The 16,958-nt window shown below is 56.9% G+C and carries 14 protein-coding genes and 1 other RNA gene; 12 read left to right on the top strand and 3 right to left on the bottom strand.

Features of this window, described 5'->3' with window-relative positions; all coding sequences use genetic code 11:
* Positions 1–105: 105 nt before the first annotated feature.
* Entirely contained in the window at positions 106–534 is a 429-nt protein-coding gene (clpS, locus tag GCE01_RS03500; RefSeq protein WP_373321858.1) for an ATP-dependent Clp protease adapter ClpS, read from the bottom strand.
* Positions 535–781: 247 nt separating this feature from the next.
* Between clpS and GCE01_RS03495 the strand changes: the two genes are divergently transcribed.
* The 8 genes from GCE01_RS03495 (at position 782) to GCE01_RS03460 (ending at position 8,422) form a co-directional block, all read left to right on the top strand.
* Positions 782–1,837 (top strand): D-alanyl-D-alanine carboxypeptidase family protein, encoded by a 1,056-nt coding sequence (locus GCE01_RS03495; RefSeq protein ID WP_046900142.1) that lies wholly within the window; start codon positions 782–784, stop codon positions 1,835–1,837.
* A gap of 86 nt (positions 1,838–1,923) precedes the next feature.
* Positions 1,924–2,730, top strand: coding sequence for a type I methionyl aminopeptidase (map, locus tag GCE01_RS03490; protein ID WP_099210939.1), 807 nt, complete (start codon positions 1,924–1,926; stop codon positions 2,728–2,730).
* Positions 2,727–4,526, top strand: a complete 1,800-nt coding sequence (gene ggt, locus GCE01_RS03485) for a gamma-glutamyltransferase (protein WP_099210937.1) — start codon at positions 2,727–2,729, stop codon at positions 4,524–4,526. The genes map and ggt overlap by 4 nt, the downstream gene beginning before the upstream one ends.
* A 45-nt stretch (positions 4,527–4,571) precedes the next feature.
* Positions 4,572–4,668, top strand: an RNA gene (ffs, locus tag GCE01_RS03480) — signal recognition particle sRNA small type.
* A gap of 100 nt (positions 4,669–4,768) precedes the next feature.
* A complete protein-coding gene (locus GCE01_RS03475) occupies positions 4,769–6,712 on the top strand; it encodes a DNA polymerase III subunit gamma/tau (RefSeq protein ID WP_099210935.1) in 1,944 nt (647 codons plus the stop codon).
* Between the two features lie 16 nt (positions 6,713–6,728).
* A complete protein-coding gene (locus GCE01_RS03470; RefSeq protein WP_046900138.1) occupies positions 6,729–7,052 on the top strand; it encodes a YbaB/EbfC family nucleoid-associated protein in 324 nt (107 codons plus the stop codon).
* 33 nt (positions 7,053–7,085) lie between these two features.
* Entirely contained in the window at positions 7,086–7,679 is a 594-nt protein-coding gene (gene recR, locus GCE01_RS03465; RefSeq protein WP_167386111.1) for a recombination mediator RecR, read from the top strand.
* Complete coding sequence (locus tag GCE01_RS03460; protein WP_099210933.1) at positions 7,676–8,422, top strand: SDR family oxidoreductase; 747 nt, start codon at positions 7,676–7,678, stop codon at positions 8,420–8,422. Before recR ends, GCE01_RS03460 begins: the two co-directional genes overlap by 4 nt.
* 1 nt (position 8,423) lies before the next feature.
* On the opposite strand, the gene GCE01_RS03455 is transcribed toward GCE01_RS03460, so the two are convergent.
* On the bottom strand, positions 8,424–9,023 hold the full coding sequence (locus GCE01_RS03455) for a chorismate--pyruvate lyase family protein (protein WP_244591063.1): 600 nt from the start codon (positions 9,021–9,023) through the stop codon (positions 8,424–8,426).
* Positions 8,965–9,297: a TIGR02300 family protein gene (locus GCE01_RS03450; protein ID WP_046900134.1), complete on the bottom strand. Its 333-nt coding sequence runs from the start codon at positions 9,295–9,297 to the stop codon at positions 8,965–8,967. The genes GCE01_RS03455 and GCE01_RS03450 overlap by 59 nt, the downstream gene beginning before the upstream one ends.
* Positions 9,298–9,447: 150 nt before the next feature.
* Between GCE01_RS03450 and aroA the strand changes: the two genes are divergently transcribed.
* The 4 genes from aroA to GCE01_RS03430 all read left to right on the top strand — a co-directional run bounded on the left by aroA (position 9,448) and on the right by GCE01_RS03430 (position 16,954).
* On the top strand, positions 9,448–10,773 hold the full coding sequence (aroA, locus tag GCE01_RS03445; RefSeq protein WP_099211139.1) for a 3-phosphoshikimate 1-carboxyvinyltransferase: 1,326 nt from the start codon (positions 9,448–9,450) through the stop codon (positions 10,771–10,773).
* Positions 10,770–11,408, top strand: coding sequence for a (d)CMP kinase (gene cmk / locus GCE01_RS03440; RefSeq protein ID WP_099210929.1), 639 nt, complete (start codon positions 10,770–10,772; stop codon positions 11,406–11,408). Before aroA ends, cmk begins: the two co-directional genes overlap by 4 nt.
* A gap of 251 nt (positions 11,409–11,659) precedes the next feature.
* Entirely contained in the window at positions 11,660–13,369 is a 1,710-nt protein-coding gene (gene rpsA, locus GCE01_RS03435) for a 30S ribosomal protein S1 (RefSeq protein WP_086633806.1), read from the top strand.
* Between the two features lie 234 nt (positions 13,370–13,603).
* A complete protein-coding gene (locus GCE01_RS03430) occupies positions 13,604–16,954 on the top strand; it encodes a glycosyltransferase family protein (RefSeq protein WP_099210927.1) in 3,351 nt (1,116 codons plus the stop codon).
* Positions 16,955–16,958: the final 4 nt, after the last annotated feature.

Here is a 16,958-nt window from a genome sequence, read left to right as displayed (position 1 = left end):
CCTCTCGTGGAAGAGGTATCTTGTCGTGGTGCAACACGTAACGCCAGTCAGAAACGTAAGGCTGAACAAGAAATTGTCCGATGCCTGTATGACTGTGGCGGGAAATCAGTCTTTTTCGATCGTACACTGAAGCGGATGCTGGTTCTGGCGGGCCAGATCCATAACCTGAGCGACCTTGCTCTCCGCAACTTCGTAAGTGAAAACGCCGCAGACCCCTACGCCCCGCTGATGCACATGCAGCATGATGGTGGTGGCTTCTTCCCTGTTCTTTGAGAAAAACCGCTCCAGCACGTGCACGACAAACTCCATCGGTGTGTAGTCATCGTTGAGCATGAGAACCTTGTACATCGACGGCTTGCGCGTTCGTGTACGAGGGCGAACGACAACGCTGATCTCAAGATCTTCGTCATCGGGCAAGCGTGGATTTGTCGGACCTTTTGGGTCCGATGATCCCGACCCCATCCTGACTGGTCCGAAAATGGACTCGGCTTCAGAATGGGAGGTGGCTGGTGAAGGGAGATCGTAAGAAGACATGACTGGTATGATATGGGACGCTTCCCCCGACTTGAGAAGGGGGTAAGGATGAGTACATTTCGTGAATATCGCCATCTTCCTGACATGTTCTGGTCGGGTTTGGGTCATGCTTACGAAAAATTAAGCAAACTGCCCCAAACCTTGTGGACGGGCGCTTTTTGTTGCGCCTAGAGTAACGGGATTAAGGACTGCGTTAAACAGTCCGATGTTTCCAGCGTTCAATGTTTTGTTCAGAGGCTGCCACATAATGCGTTTCCCTGTCCGCAAGGCCCTTCTGTTATGCGCTCTGACTGCAGTTGGTGCGGGCTCTGCCAAGGCACAATACGCAGGCCACACATCCAGTTTCGTGATGGATGCACATTCAGGGGCCGTTCTGTCCCAGTCGGACGCCGATCTTCAGCGGTATCCTGCATCCCTGACAAAACTCATGACGCTGTATCTGACCTTCCGTGCACTGGAAGCACATCAGATTACGCTGGATCAGGAAGTTCCGGTTTCCATTCATGCTTCCATGCAGGCTCCGTCCAAGCTCGGGCTGGTTCCGGGCACCCGGCTGACTGTTGAACAGGGCATTCTGGCGCTCGTCACCAAGTCAGCGAATGACGCTGCCTGTGCTCTGGGCGAGTTCCTGGGTGGTGGCGACGAAGTCCGTTTTGCTCAGCTCATGACGCAGCAGGCGCGTGCGCTGGGCATGGCCAACACGACGTTCCGCAACGCCTCCGGTTTGCCTGACCCTGATCAGGTTACGACCGCGCATGATCTAGGGCTTCTTGCACAGCACCTGATCAACGATTTCCCGCAGTATTATCACTATTTCGGCGTGCCTTCCTTCTATTTCCATCGTCATCTGGTTCCCAACCATGATCCGATGCTGAAAATCTATTCGGGTGCTGACGGTATGAAGACGGGTTACACCGATGCTGCCGGGCGGAATCTCGTCACGTCTGCCATCCGTGGGAACGTTCGCCTGATTGGTGTGGTGCTCGGGTCGTCCTCGAATGCGCGCCGTTCGATGGAAATGGCGTCCATTCTGGACGATGGTTTTGCTTCAGAAGGCGTCGCGCCACAGCCTCTTCTTCATCCGGTCGCGCCGCGCACTGTCATGATCGCGTCTGCGCGTCGTGGTGGTCGTTTCGCTCATCATGGAACGATGGTTGCATCCAGCCGTCCTGTTGAAGTGGCGGATGCGCCAACGTCACCACGTCGTTATGGGCGTGTTGCGCATCATGCTGTCTCGGTTCGCATGGTCAGTGCGCACCATGTTGCTGCCCATCACAAGGCAGGTCGTCACCCACGCGGGTGAAAAACTCGCCTCCGTGCCTTGCGATCCGCTCGTGACGGTCGCATTTTGTCCCGACCAGTTTTGAGATTGAGGATCGGGCGGTAGACATGGATGATAGTTCGCGTGGGATTGTTCTTTATGACAGTGAAGATTTCAAACATCTAAGAACGGTCGGTCATCTTGCAGCGGCAACGCTGGATATGATCACCGAGCACGTGCAGCCGGGCGTTACGACGGAAGAACTCAACACTCTTATTCATGAGTTCACTCTGGCTCACGGTGCCACGCCGGCGCCCCTGAATTATCATGGCTTCCCGAAATCCTGCTGCATTTCGATCAACCATGTTGTGTGTCACGGCATCCCCGGTGAGAAGAAGCTGGCCAACGGCGATATCGTCAATATTGACGTCACGTCCATTCTGGATGGCTGGTACGGGGACAATTCCCGGATGTACATCGTCGGTAAGGCCCCCAAGAAAGCTGAAAAACTGGTTGAGGTGACGTATGAGTCCCTCATGCTTGGTATTGAGCAGGTCAAGCCAGGCAAGACGCTGGGCGATGTTGGTCATGCCATTCAGGCCCATGCGGAAAAGAACCGCTTCTCCATCGTGCGCGATTTTTGTGGGCATGGCATTGGCCGGGACTTCCATGCCGCTCCGAATGTTCTGCATTACGGAAAGCCAGGGCAGGGCGTAAAGCTCGTACCGGGAATGGTTTTCACCATTGAGCCGATGCTGAATATCGGCAAACCTGAAGTGAAAATTCTTGATGATGGCTGGACAGCTGTCACGCGTGACCGGACGCTGTCTGCACAATTCGAGCATATGATTGGCGTGACGGACGACGGATGTGAAATCTTCACGCTGTCCCCGAAAGGTTACAACAAGCCCCCATACGGAGGAGCTGGCGCATGAAAAAACTCTTTGCCCTGATTGTCGCGGGCCTGACGGGGGGCACAGCGCTGGCTGCTCCCACGACAGCCCCTTTGAGCTCTGCCCATGATCCACTGGCTTTTGGCCCGGATCATACCTCTCCGGGCGTTCTGGTCTCTGGCAAGCATGGCATGGTGGTTTCTGCCCAGCATCTCGCTTCTGATGCTGGTGCCAAAATCCTGGCGGAAGGTGGCAATGCCATCGACGCTGCGGTGGCCGTTGGCTATGCGCTTGCTGTCGTTTATCCCGCTGCAGGGAACATCGGCGGTGGCGGCTTCATGACGATCCGCCTGAAATCCGGGCAGACAGTGTTTGTGGACTTCCGGGAGCACGCCCCGGGTGCTGCGACAGCCACCATGTATCAGGATGCGTCTGGCAAAGTCATTCCGGGGCTTTCAACGGAAGGCTGGAAAGCAGTTGCAGTTCCGGGGACTGTCGCAGGCTTGGACACGATCCTTCAGAAGTGGGGGCGTTTGCCGCGGGCAAAAGTCATGGCCCCTGCCATAGCGCTCGCCCGTGATGGGTTTGTGCTCAATGAAGGCGACGTGCAACTTCTCGACACGTCCACGAAGTATTTCCGTCAGGACCCATACGCACGGTCTATTTTTCTGCGTCCGGACGGATCGTCCTTTCAGCCTGGAGACCGGCTGATTCAGAAAAACCTGGCCAATTTTCTTGAACTGGTCGCCAAGAATGGTCCGAAAGCGTTTTACGAAGGTCCGATTTCTGCTGAAATTGTGCGGGCTAGCGAAGAAGGCGGTGGCCTTCTGAAGCCGTCAGATTTCGCGAACTATCATATCCGGTTTCTTGAGCCGATCCGCTGCACCTATCGTGGGTATACGATCGACACGGCCCCCCCTCCGAGCGGTGGTGGCATTGCACTATGTGAAATTCTGAACATTCTCTCCGGCTACGATATGCACGCCCTTGGCCTGCACACGGCGACGTCTGCGCAGCGTGAAATTGAAGCTATGCGGCATGCGTACTCGGATCGACGCGATCTCGGGGATCCGGCATTCGTCAAGAACCCGATCGAGCACCTGAATGATCCGGCATATGCCGCACAGGTCAGGGCAGGGATTCCGCTTGATCACGCCCTGCCGTCCAGCACCCTCCGGGCCGGTGAGGCGCTTCCGGTTCAAGCTGCCCAGGCTGCTCCTGACACGCAGGAAAAACACGAGACGACCCAGTTCTCGGTATTGGACAAGAGCGGCATGGCCGTTTCCGCGACATATACTCTGAACGGGTGGTTCGGCTCGGGTGTCATGGGTGGAAACACCGGCATCTGGCTCAATGACGAGATGGATGATTTCTCGGCCAAGCCGGGCGCATCCAATATGTTTGGGATCGTGGGTTCAGAAGCCAACGCCATTGCGCCTGGCAAGACGCCGTTGTCGTCCATGTCACCGTCGATTGTCTCCAAGGATGGCAAGGTGATTATGGTGATCGGCAGCCCCGGTGGTTCCCGTATTCCGACGATCACACTTTCGGCCATTCTGGGCGTGCTCGATTACGGGCTGGACATCCGTCAGGCCGTGGATCTGCCGCGAATCCACGAGCAGTGGGAGCCGTCTGCTGTGGAGCTGGAACCGGGTGCCTTGACGGACGACGTTATGGATAAGCTAAAATCTGAAGGATATGCGCTGTCTCTGCACCGTCCCTGGGGTGTAGCGGAAGGTATTCTTGCGGACCGTCCAAGCCTCTCCGCACACAAAACCGGGCTCATTTATGGGGCTGCTGATCCGCGTCATGCAGGGGGTGAAGCCGCGGGTGAATGATAGGGGGTTGTCAGACACCCCTATCTCCGTGTTAGGAGAGCGCCGGGAGGTCGGCTTTGGACGGATACCTTGCCAACCCGGTCAGGTCCGGAAGGAAGCAGCCGCAGTGAGTTTTATCCGGGTTAAATGTCCGGCCTCCTACCTAGTGCAGCCTGTGGGCGCGGCAGTTTTACTGCCAGGCGCCCCGGTGCAAGACCGACAGAGTGCGGTCTCATTCCCCGCTCTGACGGCTTTCCAGTTTCATGACTGACGATATCGACGATCTTCCCCTGCCGCCTGAGAGCGGTGGTGGCTTCTTTGGTGAAGCCCCGGCCGAGCAGGTTCCAGTTCCTGTTCAGGCAGAAAAAAGCACGCCTTATCGTGTCCTCGCCCGAAAATATCGCCCCCAGACACTCGATGATCTGATTGGTCAGGACTCGCTGGTACGAATCCTGCGTCGTGCGTTCGAGCTGAAGCGTGTGGCGCATGCCTTCATGCTTACGGGTGTGCGCGGCGTGGGGAAAACCACGACCGCCCGAATTATCGCACGCGCCTTGAACTGCATTGGGCCAGACGGGAAAGGTGGACCGACCGCGGAGCCTTGTGGCGTCTGTGCAAACTGCACTGCCATCCTCGCGGACCGGCATCCGGACGTTCTGGAAATGGATGCAGCGTCTCGCACGGGCGTTGATGATGTGCGTGAAATCATTGAGGCGACCCGTTTCCGCCCGATGCAGGCGCGCATGAAAGTCTTCATCATCGATGAAGTGCACATGCTGTCTCGCAATGCGTTCAATGCCCTGCTGAAAACGCTGGAAGAGCCTCCGTCACAGGTCACGTTCATTTTTGCCACGACGGAGTTGCGGAAAGTTCCGGTGACGGTGCTGTCCCGCTGTCAGCGGTTTGACCTCCGGCGGGTGCCTCAGGCGCTGCTGACCGAACATTTCGGGCGTATTGCCGAAAAGGAAGGAGCCACTCTTTCCGAAGACGCTTTGGCGCTCATTGCCCGTGCAGCTGATGGCTCGGTCCGTGACGGATTATCTCTGCTGGATCAGGCGATTGCACAGGGTGCAAGCGACGCCGATGCCGTGTCAGACATGTTGGGTCTGGCAGATCGTGGACTGGTCTTTGATCTGCTTGATGCCCTTATGGCTGGCAAGGCAGCAGAGGCCTTGGACCTTACCGATCAGGCTTATGCGCGTGGTGCTGATCTCGGCGTTCTCCTGACGGATCTTCTGGATCTTCTGCATCTTGTTTCCCGTCTTAAGGCGATGCCGGGTCTTCGTGAAAGCCGGGACCTTCCAGAAGCCGAAAGACTGCGTGGTGGCGTGTTGGCAGACAGGCTCTCAACCAGCAGTTTGGGACGAGCCTGGCAGATTCTTCTGAAGGGTGTGAACGAAGTTGAATCCGCGCCGGATCGTCGTCAGGCGGCTGAAATGGTCCTGATTCGACTGTGCCACGCCAGCCTTCTCCCGACGCCTGACCGTCTGATCCGTCAGTTGACTGAAGGCGGGGTCGATCTCTCATTGCCATCAGGCCCTTCGGGTGGAGCAACTCCGTCCGGAGAGATGTCGTCTGGGTTGCAGACTGCGCCTGTGCTGTCGACGTCCGTATCGCCCACTGACACGGGTGGCCCTCGTGCGCATGTCCGTCTGGTGGCCAATGGCGGCGAAATTATTGAGCCGGGTTATGCGGAGGCCGCTCCTGAGCTGGCCCCGGAGCCCGAACTTCCTCCGACCCCGCCGCGAACATGGCGCGAGATGGTCGCTCTGGTTTGGGACAAGCAGCCGCAGTTGCATGGGGTTCTGCGCTCGTCGGTGCATCTGGTACGTTTTTCACCCCCAGATGTGCAGGTTCGCCTGGAAGACCAGCACACCAAAGCGGACCGTCTCCTTCAGAATTTTCTTGAAGAGATGTTTCCCGGCCAGTGGCGCATCAGTCTTTCCACAGCCGAAGGTGAGCCAACCCTGGACGAACAGGGTGCGGAGGTGGTGGCCATCAACCGTGCAATGGTTGAGGCACACCCGTTGGTCCAAGCCATTCTTGATGCTTTCCCCGGTGCGAAAATCGGCGATGTGCAAGATCACTCCCTTGATGAATACGGTCTTCCACCCGAAATAACCGCACCATTGACGGAGGACTCGCCTCCGGATCTGGAATTCGCGCCTCTGGACGCTGATTTCCTTGATGAAGATGATCTGAACTGAAAGACCAGGAGACGTTATGAAGAACCTTGCAGGACTGATGAAGCAGGCCAGCCAGATGCAGTCCAAAATGGAAGAGGCCCAGAAAAATCTGGCAAATCTGACGGTAGATGGTTCGGCTGGCGCTGGTCTCGTGACGCTTCAACTTACGGGTAAAGGCGAAATGCGGGGTCTGAAAATTGATCCGAAGCTGGCCGATCCGAATGAAATGGAAATGCTGCAGGACCTGATCGTGGCAGCCTATACGGATGCCAAGAACAAGGCTGAAGCGGCCAGCTCTGAAGCCATGCGCGACGTTACGGGCGGTCTGGATCTGCCGCCGGGTCTGAAGCTGCCGTTCTGATCTGAATAGTTTTTCTGCGGGCGTCACATCATGATGATCAGCAATGACATCGAGCAGCTGATTTCCATGCTGTCTCGCCTGCCGGGGCTCGGCCCTAGGTCAGCCCGTCGCGCTGCGCTCAGTTTGCTGCGGCAGCCAGAGGCGCGGATGTTGCCTTTGGCGCATCTCATGGAACGGGCTGCCACAAGCGTCCGCACATGCTCCCTTTGCGGCAATCTCGACACCATTGATCCCTGCCACATCTGTACGGACTCAACCCGTGATGGCGGTCTGGTGTGCGTGGTCGAAACTGTGGGTGATCTGTGGGCCCTTGAACGTGCTGGCGTACATCGCGGGGTCTATCAGGTTCTGGGTGGGACGTTATCGGCGCTTGCGGGTCTCGGGCCCGAAGATCTGAATGTCTCTTCCCTGCTGGACCGTATTGCCGAAGGTGGAGTGAGAGAAGTCATTCTTGCTCTTGGCGCGACAGTGGAGGGGGCGACAACAGCGCACTGGCTTCAGGAAAAACTGGCATCAACGGGCGTGGTCGTCAGCCGTGTCGGACATGGTGTTCCCATGGGGGGCGCTCTGGATGTGCTCGATGATGGCACGTTGGCCGCCGCCCTGATTGCACGACGCGCGTTATGATTTCCGCTCTGGTCCCCCGTACGGCGATTGTGACTGGTGGCGCGCGTCGGATTGGTCGGGCGCTGGTTGAAATGTTGGCCGGGCAGGGTTTTTCTGTTGCCATTCATTATCGCGACAGCAAAACAGAAGCGCTGGATCTGCTCGATCACATTGGCGGCCGCGGATGTGTGATTGGCGCAGATCTGTCGTGTGAATCGGATGTGAACAGGCTGATTGCTGAAGCAGTTCATCAGCTTGGTCCGATCGGTGTGCTCATCAACAACGCTTCAGCGTTCATTCGTGATGAAGTCGAGACTGTAACTCGCGAAAGCTGGGACCAGCATCTTGAGCCGAATCTGAGGGCTCCATTCGTCCTCTCTCAGGCGATGGCAGCAGCCCTGCCGTCAGAGGCTGAAGGGCTGATTTTGAACATGCTGGATCAGCGCGTGTGGAATCTGACGCCACATTTTATCAGCTACACCGTGTCCCGAGCAGGCTTGTGGACGCTAACTCAAACGCTTGCGCTGGCACTGGCACCGCGTATTCGCGTTAATGCCATTGGCCCAGGGCCTGTTCTGCCAACAGTAGGTCGGCAGTCTCAGGAGCATTTTGACAAGATGTGCGCGCAAACGCCTCTGAAGCGCGGGTCGTCTCCCGAAGAAATCGCTGAAGCCGCGCTCGCGCTTTTTTCTCTCCCGTCCGTCACGGGGCAGATGCTGGCCATGGATGGCGGGCAACACCTGAACTGGTCGCCTGCGCGATAAATTAGGGCTGAGGTTTCAGCGCACCAGGCAGATAATCTTCCACAACCAGAGAAATTGGTGCGTTGTCTGAAGCGCGTCTGAGGACCGCACGGTTTTCGAGCACGATTCCTGTGGCGTTATCTGGAAAACGTGTTTCGAGTCGTTGGCGATAAAAATTCGTCTTCGAGACAGCTTTGCCAAAAGGCGTATCCGTCGTTTCCAGCAGATGGTTCATGTCATCTGTCAGACGTTCCGGCACATACCAGTTCCAAGCATCAGAGAGCGGGACATCCCCACACAGAAGCTGAACGTGACGTGTGCGAACCTGCTGAGGGTCTGAGACCTCCAGAAGACGCAGGGTTTCCTGTGAAGGCTGTTCTCCAACGGGGAGGCGCACAACGCGAATGAGAACGGAGCAATGCTCCTGAAGAACTGCTGTTGCGCTGGGATGACGCTCCAGGCGGTCCTTTAATGCACGAACGGCTGCGCCATCCGGGGACAAGGCGTCTCCCGGACCGGCACAGCCGCTCAATACTGCTGCAAAGGAAAGAGCACGGACGACCTTAGTGGTCGTCGCGGTCGTCTTTGTCAGTCGAAACTTCGATGTCGTTCGAGAGATCATCGTCATCATCCAGATCGTCGTCTGCTGCGATGACATCGTCATCTGCATCATCGTCCGTGTCCAGATCGACGTCTACATCATCCTCGTTCTCGTCCTTCGGAGCGTTCGGATCTTTCTCCTCAGGCAGCGGTCCTTCGCTACGCTTGAGACGGCCGATATCGTTCGGCTGGGTGGTGCCACATTTCGGGCACACCGTAGGGACGCGGTTCAGGTCATAGAAGCGGGCGCCGCACTCAACGCACGTCCGTTTTAGACCGAGTTCGGGTTTTGCCATGTTGCGCAAGCCTGCCAATGCCTCGGATAAGGAACGCGGCCATGCCAGCTTGTTTCCGCCATGTCAAACTCGAAGTGTCCCGAAATCTGCATGAGGGGACGTATTTCAGGGTGATTGACACACAGGAATGACCCTCGCATGAAAGTGCACATGCAAGCGCGACCTCTGACAGTTTCCGCGTCCCCGAAGGGACTTTCCGGCCGTACCCTCGTACCGGGTGACAAATCCATCAGCCATCGTTCGCTGATGTTGGCCTCCCTCGCACATGGCCGTACGAAGGTTTACGGCCTTCTGGAGGGTGAAGACGTTCTGCGCACCGCAGACGCCATGCGCGCGCTGGGTGCGACGATCACGCGTGACGGCGCCGTCTGGACCATTGACGGCCGTGGCGTCGGTGAGCTGACCGAGCCGGCAGACGTGCTGGATATGGGGAATTCCGGGACAGCAGCGCGGCTCCTGTCCGGTATTCTTTCTTCCCACCGAATGAACAGCGTCATGACCGGGGATGCTTCCCTGCGCTCCCGTCCAATGCGTCGTGTGATGGACCCGCTTTCGAAGAATGGTTCCGAGTTTTTGTCCCGTGAGGGCGGCCGTTTGCCGATGGCCGTGCGTGGCAATGGTCAGGCGACACCGCTTGAATACCGTCTGCCAGTTGCTTCTGCGCAGGTGAAATCAGCAGTTCTTCTGGCCGGGCTGAATGCGGTTGGCCGTACGGTTGTGGAAGAGCCTGTCGCCACCCGCGATCATACGGAAAATATGCTCCGTCATTTTGGCGTGGATGTTGATGTTTCCGTTCTGGATGCTGGTGGACGCCGAATCGAGCTGACCGGACCGGTGAAGCTCACCGCACGGGACGTGACAGTTCCGGGTGATCCGTCGTCTTCTGCATTCCCGCTTGTGGCTGCGCTGCTGGTTCCTGGTTCCGATCTGCTGATTGAGAATGTTGGTTTGAACCCGCTTCGGACGGGTCTGTTCACTACCCTGCTCGAAATGGGTGCTGATCTGACCATTGAAAACGAGCGTGTTGAGGGCGGCGAGCCTGTAGGCGACCTTCGCGCACGACACAGCAAGCTCAAGGGTGTGGATGTGCCGCCAGAGCGTGCACCTTCCATGATTGACGAATACCCCGTTCTGGCCGTTGCCTGCGCTTTTGCGGAAGGTTCCTCCCGCCTGCGTGGTCTGGAAGAACTTCGGGTGAAGGAAAGTGACCGTCTGGCTGCTACGGTTTCCCTGCTCAATGTGAATGGTGCTGAAACCGAAGTGGTTGGCGATGACCTGATTGTCCGTGGTTTTCAGAACCCACTAGGTGGCGGAAGCGTGACGACGCACATGGATCATCGCTTGGCCATGAGTGGGATCGTGTTTGGTCTGGCGGCGCAGAAGCCGGTTCATATTGATGATACGGCCTTCATTGAAACCAGCTTCCCCGGTTTCGTTGACCTCATGAATGGTCTGGGTGCGGATATCCGGGCATGAGCCGTCCGCTCGTCATTGCCGTTGATGGGCCAGCAGCTGCCGGAAAGGGGACGCTGGCCAAGGCGCTCGCCTCCCGGCTGTCCTTGCCCTATCTGGATACGGGCCTCCTGTATCGTGCGGTTGCAAGGCGCATGATTGATGCAGGTCTTGACCCTGCGGGCGATGCTTCTGCACAGGCGGAAGCGCTAGAGCAGGAGGATCTGCGGAGAAGCGATCTGCGTGTTCCGGAAATCGACCGCGGTGCCTCACTGGTAGCTAGCCAGCCTGCTGTGCGTGAAGCTCTTCTGGAGCGTCAACGTGTGTTCGCCGCCCAGACAGGGGCCGTTGTTGACGGGCGGGATATCGGCACAGTTGTTTTCCCGGATGCGGACGTAAAGTTTTTCATCACGGCCTCCCCTAGGGCGCGGGCCCTTCGTCGCCATCGCCAAGTGCACGGGGACGCAGCGATCACAGAGGCTGAGCTGGACGCTGCGATCGCTGAGATCATTGCGCGTGACTCGCGGGATTCTTCGAGGGATACTGCGCCTCTGGTGCAGGCCGCAGATGCGCTTCTGATTGAGACGGATGAGCTTTCTGCAGAGCAAGTGCTTGAAAAGGCGCATGAAGAAATCAGGCGGCGCATAACTCGGATCTGAGTTGCGGTATCTGCCCGTCTGACACCTGTTTTTTTATTGACAGAGCGCCTGTGGAAGGTGTTGTTGCGGGTTAGCACATTGCCCGAAGGGGGAAAGTGTCGTCCGTCATGCGTTTTGCGTGCGGGCCATAATTTAACGGACCCGGTCTGACCTTTTGAGGCAGCGGGGAGTCGTCATGCCAGATTTCGATCCGCGTGGCGCAGACGTGGATGATCGGTTTCAGGCCGAAAATCCGGGAATATTGTATTTACATGGCTTCAGCCACACAGGCCCCTGCCGCTCACGGCATGGAAGATTTTGCAGCCCTCCTCGAAGAGACCCTGGGCCGCGACACCGGTTTTGACGGCTCCGTCGTCACTGGCCGCGTGATCCGTCTGACCGACGAATTCGCTATCGTTGATGTTGGTCTCAAGAGCGAAGGTCGCGTTTCCCTTAAGGAATTCGGCCCGCCAGGCGCTGCTCCGGACGTAAAGCCGGGCGACGTTGTCGAGCTGTATGTCGAGCGTTACGAAGACCGTGACGGTTCCATCGTTCTTTCCCGCGAGAAGGCTCGTCGTGAAGAAGCATGGACCGCTCTGGAGCGTGCATTCGGCAACAACCAGCGCGTCAACGGCACGATCTATGGTCGCGTCAAGGGTGGCTTCACGGTTGATCTCGGCGGCGCAATGGCGTTCCTTCCGGGCAGCCAGGTTGACATCCGTCCGGTTCGCGACGTCGGCCCGCTGATGGGTCAGCCGCAGCCGTTCCAGATCCTGAAGATGGATCGCGCACGTGGCAACATCGTTGTGTCCCGTCGTGCCGTTCTTGAAGAGACCCGTGCTGAGCAGCGTTCCGAGCTGATCCAGGGCCTGAAGGAAGGCATGATCCTTGACGGCGTCGTCAAGAACATCACCGACTACGGTGCGTTCGTTGACCTCGGCGGCGTTGACGGCCTCCTGCATGTCACGGACATCGCATGGAAGCGCATTAACCACCCGTCCGAAGCTCTGCAGATCGGTCAGCCGGTTCGCGTGCAGGTCATCCGCTTCAACCCGGACACGCAGCGTATCTCCCTCGGCATGAAGCAGCTTGAAGCTGATCCGTGGGAAAACGTCGCCATCAAGTATCCGGCTGGTGCCCGCTTCACGGGTCGCGTTACGAACATCACCGATTACGGTGCATTCGTCGAGCTGGAGCCGGGCGTCGAAGGTCTGGTGCACGTTTCCGAAATGTCCTGGACGAAGAAGAACGTCCATCCGGGCAAGATCGTCGCTACTTCCCAGGAAGTCGACGTCATGGTTCTGGACGTGGACAGCTCCAAGCGTCGTATTTCGCTTGGTCTCAAGCAGGTCCAGCGCAACCCTTGGGAGCAGTTCGAAGAAGAGCACAAGGTTGGCTCTGTCATCGAAGGCGAAATCCGCAACATCACCGAGTTCGGTCTGTTCATCGGCCTCTCCGCAGACATCGACGGCATGGTTCACATGTCCGACCTGTCCTGGGACGAAGCTGGCGAAGCAGCCATGGCGAACTACGAGAAGGGTCAGGTCGTTAAGGCCAAGGTCCTCGACGTGGATCCTGAGAAGGAGCGCATCTCCCTGGGCATCAAGCAGCTTCAGGAAGATCCGGCAGCCGACACCCTGTCCCGCATCCAGAAGGGTGCTGTTGTGACCTGCGTCGTGACGGCAGTCCAGGCAAACGGTATCGAAGTGAAGGTCGACGATCTGCTGACCGGCTTCATCCGTCGTGCAGAGCTGGCTCGTGACAAGGCTGAGCAGCGTCCGGAGCGTTTCGCAGTTGGCGAAAAGGTCGATGCGAAGATTGTTTCCGTTGACCGTGCTTCCCGCAAGCTCGCGCTGACGATCCGCGGCCGTGAGGTCGAGGAAGACAAGGCTGCGATCAGCGAATACGGTTCTTCTGACTCGGGCGCTTCCCTGGGTGACATTCTGGGTGCGGCAATCCGTCGTCGTACTACAGACGTCTGAAGAGACTGAAAATCAGATAACTCTATGTTGTCATGATTTTAGAAAAGGGCCGCGCAAGCGGCCCTTTTTTGTATTTGAGATGTAATGATCTTCTTTCTTGTCAGGGGCTTTTGTTGCTGTAAACCTTCAGGTAAGAATTGAGTATCGTGATGGCAGCGGTCTTGTGGTCTCTTGCCCGGAAGACTGATTGCGTCGGTTTGAGATGGGAGTGGGCGCTTTGCGCTCAGGAGATTGATGGCGGTTATTTACAACACAAATTATACCCACAATCCCAATTCCTACCTTACGCTGGCGGTCGAACGGGCGGCCCGATCTCTATTCGGTAATGACCAGGTTGTTGTCGCTGACAATATGTCCCTGGGCAGTATTGCTGCTTCTGGTGAACATGATGTTCTGATTTGCCTGGACGCGCAGCGGATTAATCTTCCATTGATCCGTCGCGTTCGACCTGCATTCAAGACCTTGATTCTCTGGACGTTTGAAGACCCGTTCATGCGGGACTTCAATGTTGAAAATGCCGGTCTTTTTGATTTCGTCTTTACGAACGATCCGTCCTGCGCCGAATACTACCACGGCAAGGGGCACTACCTGCCTCTGGCAGCGAGCCGCTCCATTCATGAGCGTAAGGTTCTTCCGGCTGCTGAGCTGGAATATGATATCTTTTTTGCTGGCACGATGTGGCCGAACCGCGTCCAAACCCTGCGACGCGTGATTGCTGCCTTTCCGGATGCCAAGCTGAAGCTTGTTTGCCCTGGTAACGAATATCTGCCGCCTCTACCCGCGGATCTCGCGGCGCTTGCGATCCAGCGCCCGATCAGCCACGAAGCGTTTATTGACTTCGCGAATGTCAGTGCTGTCACTCTGACGATGTTCCGTGATTACGCCAGCCATGGCGACGTCAGCCAGGCCACAGCTCCGGGGCCACGCTTTTTCGAACTTGCTCTGGGCGGTACGGCACAGGTTGTCGAAGCGCCGGAAAGCATGGGCAGCGAGCATTTCGATACGGTCGAAGGAATCAGCCTTGCGCGTGATCCCGATGGCGTCGTGGATGCCGTTGCCCGTATCCTGAACAACAAGAACACGCGCCGCAAAGCCGCGCAGGCGTCCCAGAAGTCAGTACTGGCGCATCATCTGTACGAGCATCGTCTCGAGAAAATGCGTGATATTACGGGGGCTGATTTTGGCCGCCGCAAAGCCGCCGACATCGTGCCGGTCGAGCGTCGCCGTCGTCTGCGGGTGCTGATGTGCACGCATTCCACAATTCATGAGCAGGCGTGGGGTGGTGTTGAAGTCTACCAGCAGGCGCTTTGCTCCCTGCTGGGGCGCGACGTTGAGTTTTTCTACTGGTTGCGTCGTGGCACGTTCTGCCGTCTGACGACTGCGAGTGGGCAGGAACTCGAACGCTTTGACGTGCCCGAAGTGGGCTGGCAGGACGCGATGTGCGATGCGCCTGAAGAAATGGCGTTTTCGAGCGTAATCAGTCAGTATAATATGGACATCGTCCATTTCCAGCATCTTGGACATCACGCACTGTCATTGCCCATCATCGCCAAGGCCAATGGTGTGGGCGTGGTTTTCTCCGCGCATGACTTCTGGCTGGTCTCAGCTCGTTACAACCTGCTGAACCACGAACTGCGTTATGTGGAAGATGAGGTTCGGTCAGTCCTGTCAGCAGATATCACGCTGAAGGCTTCTGAGAATGTTGATCATGGTGGTGAACAGACGCGTCGGGCCTTTGTCGCCAAGATGCTTCACTCTGTTGATGCCATCATGTTCGGGACACAGCACTCTCGTGATCTGACGCATGAGATCTATCCGATCCTCAACGAAAAAATCAGTCTGATCACGGGTATCCCGAGCCCTGAGAACACCGTGCCCGTCAAGCCGAAGAGCTATGCTCCGTTGGGTGACGCGCCGCTGAATGTTGCGATTGTCGGTAACTTCCTGAGAACCAAGGGTGCAGATACGATCCTGAGCCTGATCGAGATCGCTCACCCAGATCATTTTGTCTTCCACATCTTCGGTTATGTGCACCCAGAGTACGAAGCTGTTCTGAACGCAAGCAGCCGCTCGAATGTGAAGCTCTATGGCCGTTATGACATGGGTGACATCGAGGCCCTGAAAAAGGCTGATGTCGCGCTCAACCTGTCGATCTGGCCGGAGACTTACTGCATTTCCTTGTCTGAGGCCTGGCAGAACGACCTGATCCCCATTGTGACCGATGTTGGCGCTCTGGGGGATCGTGTTGAAGACGGTGTTAACGGTTTCAAGGTCCCCATCAATCGCCCAAGCATGGTTCTGGAACGTCTCGAACTTCTGCGTTCTTCCGAGCCTGTGCGTAAAAAGATTATGGCAAACATTGGCCCGCATCTTTGGACGCATGCCCGTGACTATGCGGACGGCTTGCTGAAACTTTATCAGGATGTCGTGCCACGTCGTCCGATGGGCGTTGCAGATCTTCGTCTGGATGCAGGGCAGGTGCATCTTCTGCCGCACGCATCATGGCGTCATCAGGCTCCCCCGCGTCATATTTTTGATCCGCCGACCACGCGTGATCTCTCTGTCGAGCTCCCCATTCCCGTATCGGACTGGTTCTCCATCCAGGGCGCCGAATGCTACATTGACGACGTTTGTCATCATGTCTTTGCCACGAACGAAGATGAAGATTTCAAGGGCGCCAATGAGTTCCATATTCGTGGCTGGTTCCTGCTTCCAGGCGTCAGCACTGCTGGACGTATGCTGACTGTGCTGATTGAAGAAGGCGCGGACAGTCCGTTGATCTTCCTTGAATGCGAACGTGAAATTCGTGGCGACATTGTTGAAATGTTCAACGGATCTCCGCGTCGTTCAGGGTTCTCTGGCAAAACAGCCCTGCGTGGAAAATGGTGTGAAGGTCGTTTCCGTGTTGGTCTGATCAATGTCATCAACGGTCAGGCAGCGTTCCAGCTGACGTCTATTCAGATCGAAGTTGAGGGCGGCAAGATTGACGCGATCCATCGCTCAGCTCCTTCAAACGACGTGATCCTTTCTGACTTCAATCGTGTTTCCCATAGCGATGGACTGCTTCGCGGTATCAAGCTGTCTGGTTTCCAGAAAAATGAACTGCATCCGTATGGCAGTGGCATGCTGGAAAACTTCATTGACGAATTTACAGGCGTCATTGGAGAGCCTGTTCAGGAGATTGAGCCTTTTGGAAGCATCTCCGTTCGCGGCTGGGCTTTCCTGAAGAGTCTGTCTCGCGCAGGGCAAATTTATGTTGGCCTGATTCAGACGGAGCGTGACGAAGTGACGTTGTTCGCGACAGACCGTATTGCGCGTCAGGACGTGGCAGGCGTGCATCGTGATGCTCCGCTCTGCGCAGGTTTCTCGGGTACACTGAGCCCGATGCAGGGTTATGCTCGCCCGATGGATGGCGTCTATCGGGTCGCGCTGATCAATGTGACCGGGGATGTTTTCGGCACGCATATTACGGATCTGGTTGCGACGTTTGATGGTGGACGGATTGTATCGACAGGCCGTGAAGGTCTGACACCGGAACAGGCTGAGCGTTCGGAGCGGCTTCTGAATGAGAAAGCCATAGCCTGAACCT

It is taken from the genome of Gluconobacter cerinus (assembly GCF_002723935.1).
Taxonomy (GTDB): Bacteria; Pseudomonadota; Alphaproteobacteria; order Acetobacterales; family Acetobacteraceae; genus Gluconobacter; species Gluconobacter cerinus.
The sequence above is the reverse complement of the archived record's forward strand: the minus strand, read 5'-3'. Positions and strand labels throughout refer to the sequence as shown.

Excerpts from the sequence above, each read along its gene's own strand:
- clpS (WP_373321858.1), bottom strand. The coding sequence starts at position 534 with ATGTCTTCTTACGATCTCCCTTCACCAGCCACCTCCCATTCTGAAGCC.
- GCE01_RS03495 (WP_046900142.1), top strand. The coding sequence starts at position 782 with ATGCGTTTCCCTGTCCGCAAGGCCCTTCTGTTATGCGCTCTGACTGCA.
- map (WP_099210939.1), top strand. The coding sequence starts at position 1,924 with ATGGATGATAGTTCGCGTGGGATTGTTCTTTATGACAGTGAAGATTTC.
- ggt (WP_099210937.1), top strand. The coding sequence starts at position 2,727 with ATGAAAAAACTCTTTGCCCTGATTGTCGCGGGCCTGACGGGGGGCACA.
- GCE01_RS03475 (WP_099210935.1), top strand. The coding sequence starts at position 4,769 with ATGACTGACGATATCGACGATCTTCCCCTGCCGCCTGAGAGCGGTGGT.
- GCE01_RS03470 (WP_046900138.1), top strand. The coding sequence starts at position 6,729 with ATGAAGAACCTTGCAGGACTGATGAAGCAGGCCAGCCAGATGCAGTCC.
- recR (WP_167386111.1), top strand. The coding sequence starts at position 7,086 with ATGATCAGCAATGACATCGAGCAGCTGATTTCCATGCTGTCTCGCCTG.
- GCE01_RS03460 (WP_099210933.1), top strand. The coding sequence starts at position 7,676 with ATGATTTCCGCTCTGGTCCCCCGTACGGCGATTGTGACTGGTGGCGCG.
- GCE01_RS03455 (WP_244591063.1), bottom strand. The coding sequence starts at position 9,023 with ATGATCTCTCGAACGACATCGAAGTTTCGACTGACAAAGACGACCGCG.
- GCE01_RS03450 (WP_046900134.1), bottom strand. The coding sequence starts at position 9,297 with ATGGCAAAACCCGAACTCGGTCTAAAACGGACGTGCGTTGAGTGCGGC.
- aroA (WP_099211139.1), top strand. The coding sequence starts at position 9,448 with ATGCAAGCGCGACCTCTGACAGTTTCCGCGTCCCCGAAGGGACTTTCC.
- cmk (WP_099210929.1), top strand. The coding sequence starts at position 10,770 with ATGAGCCGTCCGCTCGTCATTGCCGTTGATGGGCCAGCAGCTGCCGGA.
- rpsA (WP_086633806.1), top strand. The coding sequence starts at position 11,660 with ATGGCTTCAGCCACACAGGCCCCTGCCGCTCACGGCATGGAAGATTTT.
- GCE01_RS03430 (WP_099210927.1), top strand. The coding sequence starts at position 13,604 with ATGGCGGTTATTTACAACACAAATTATACCCACAATCCCAATTCCTAC.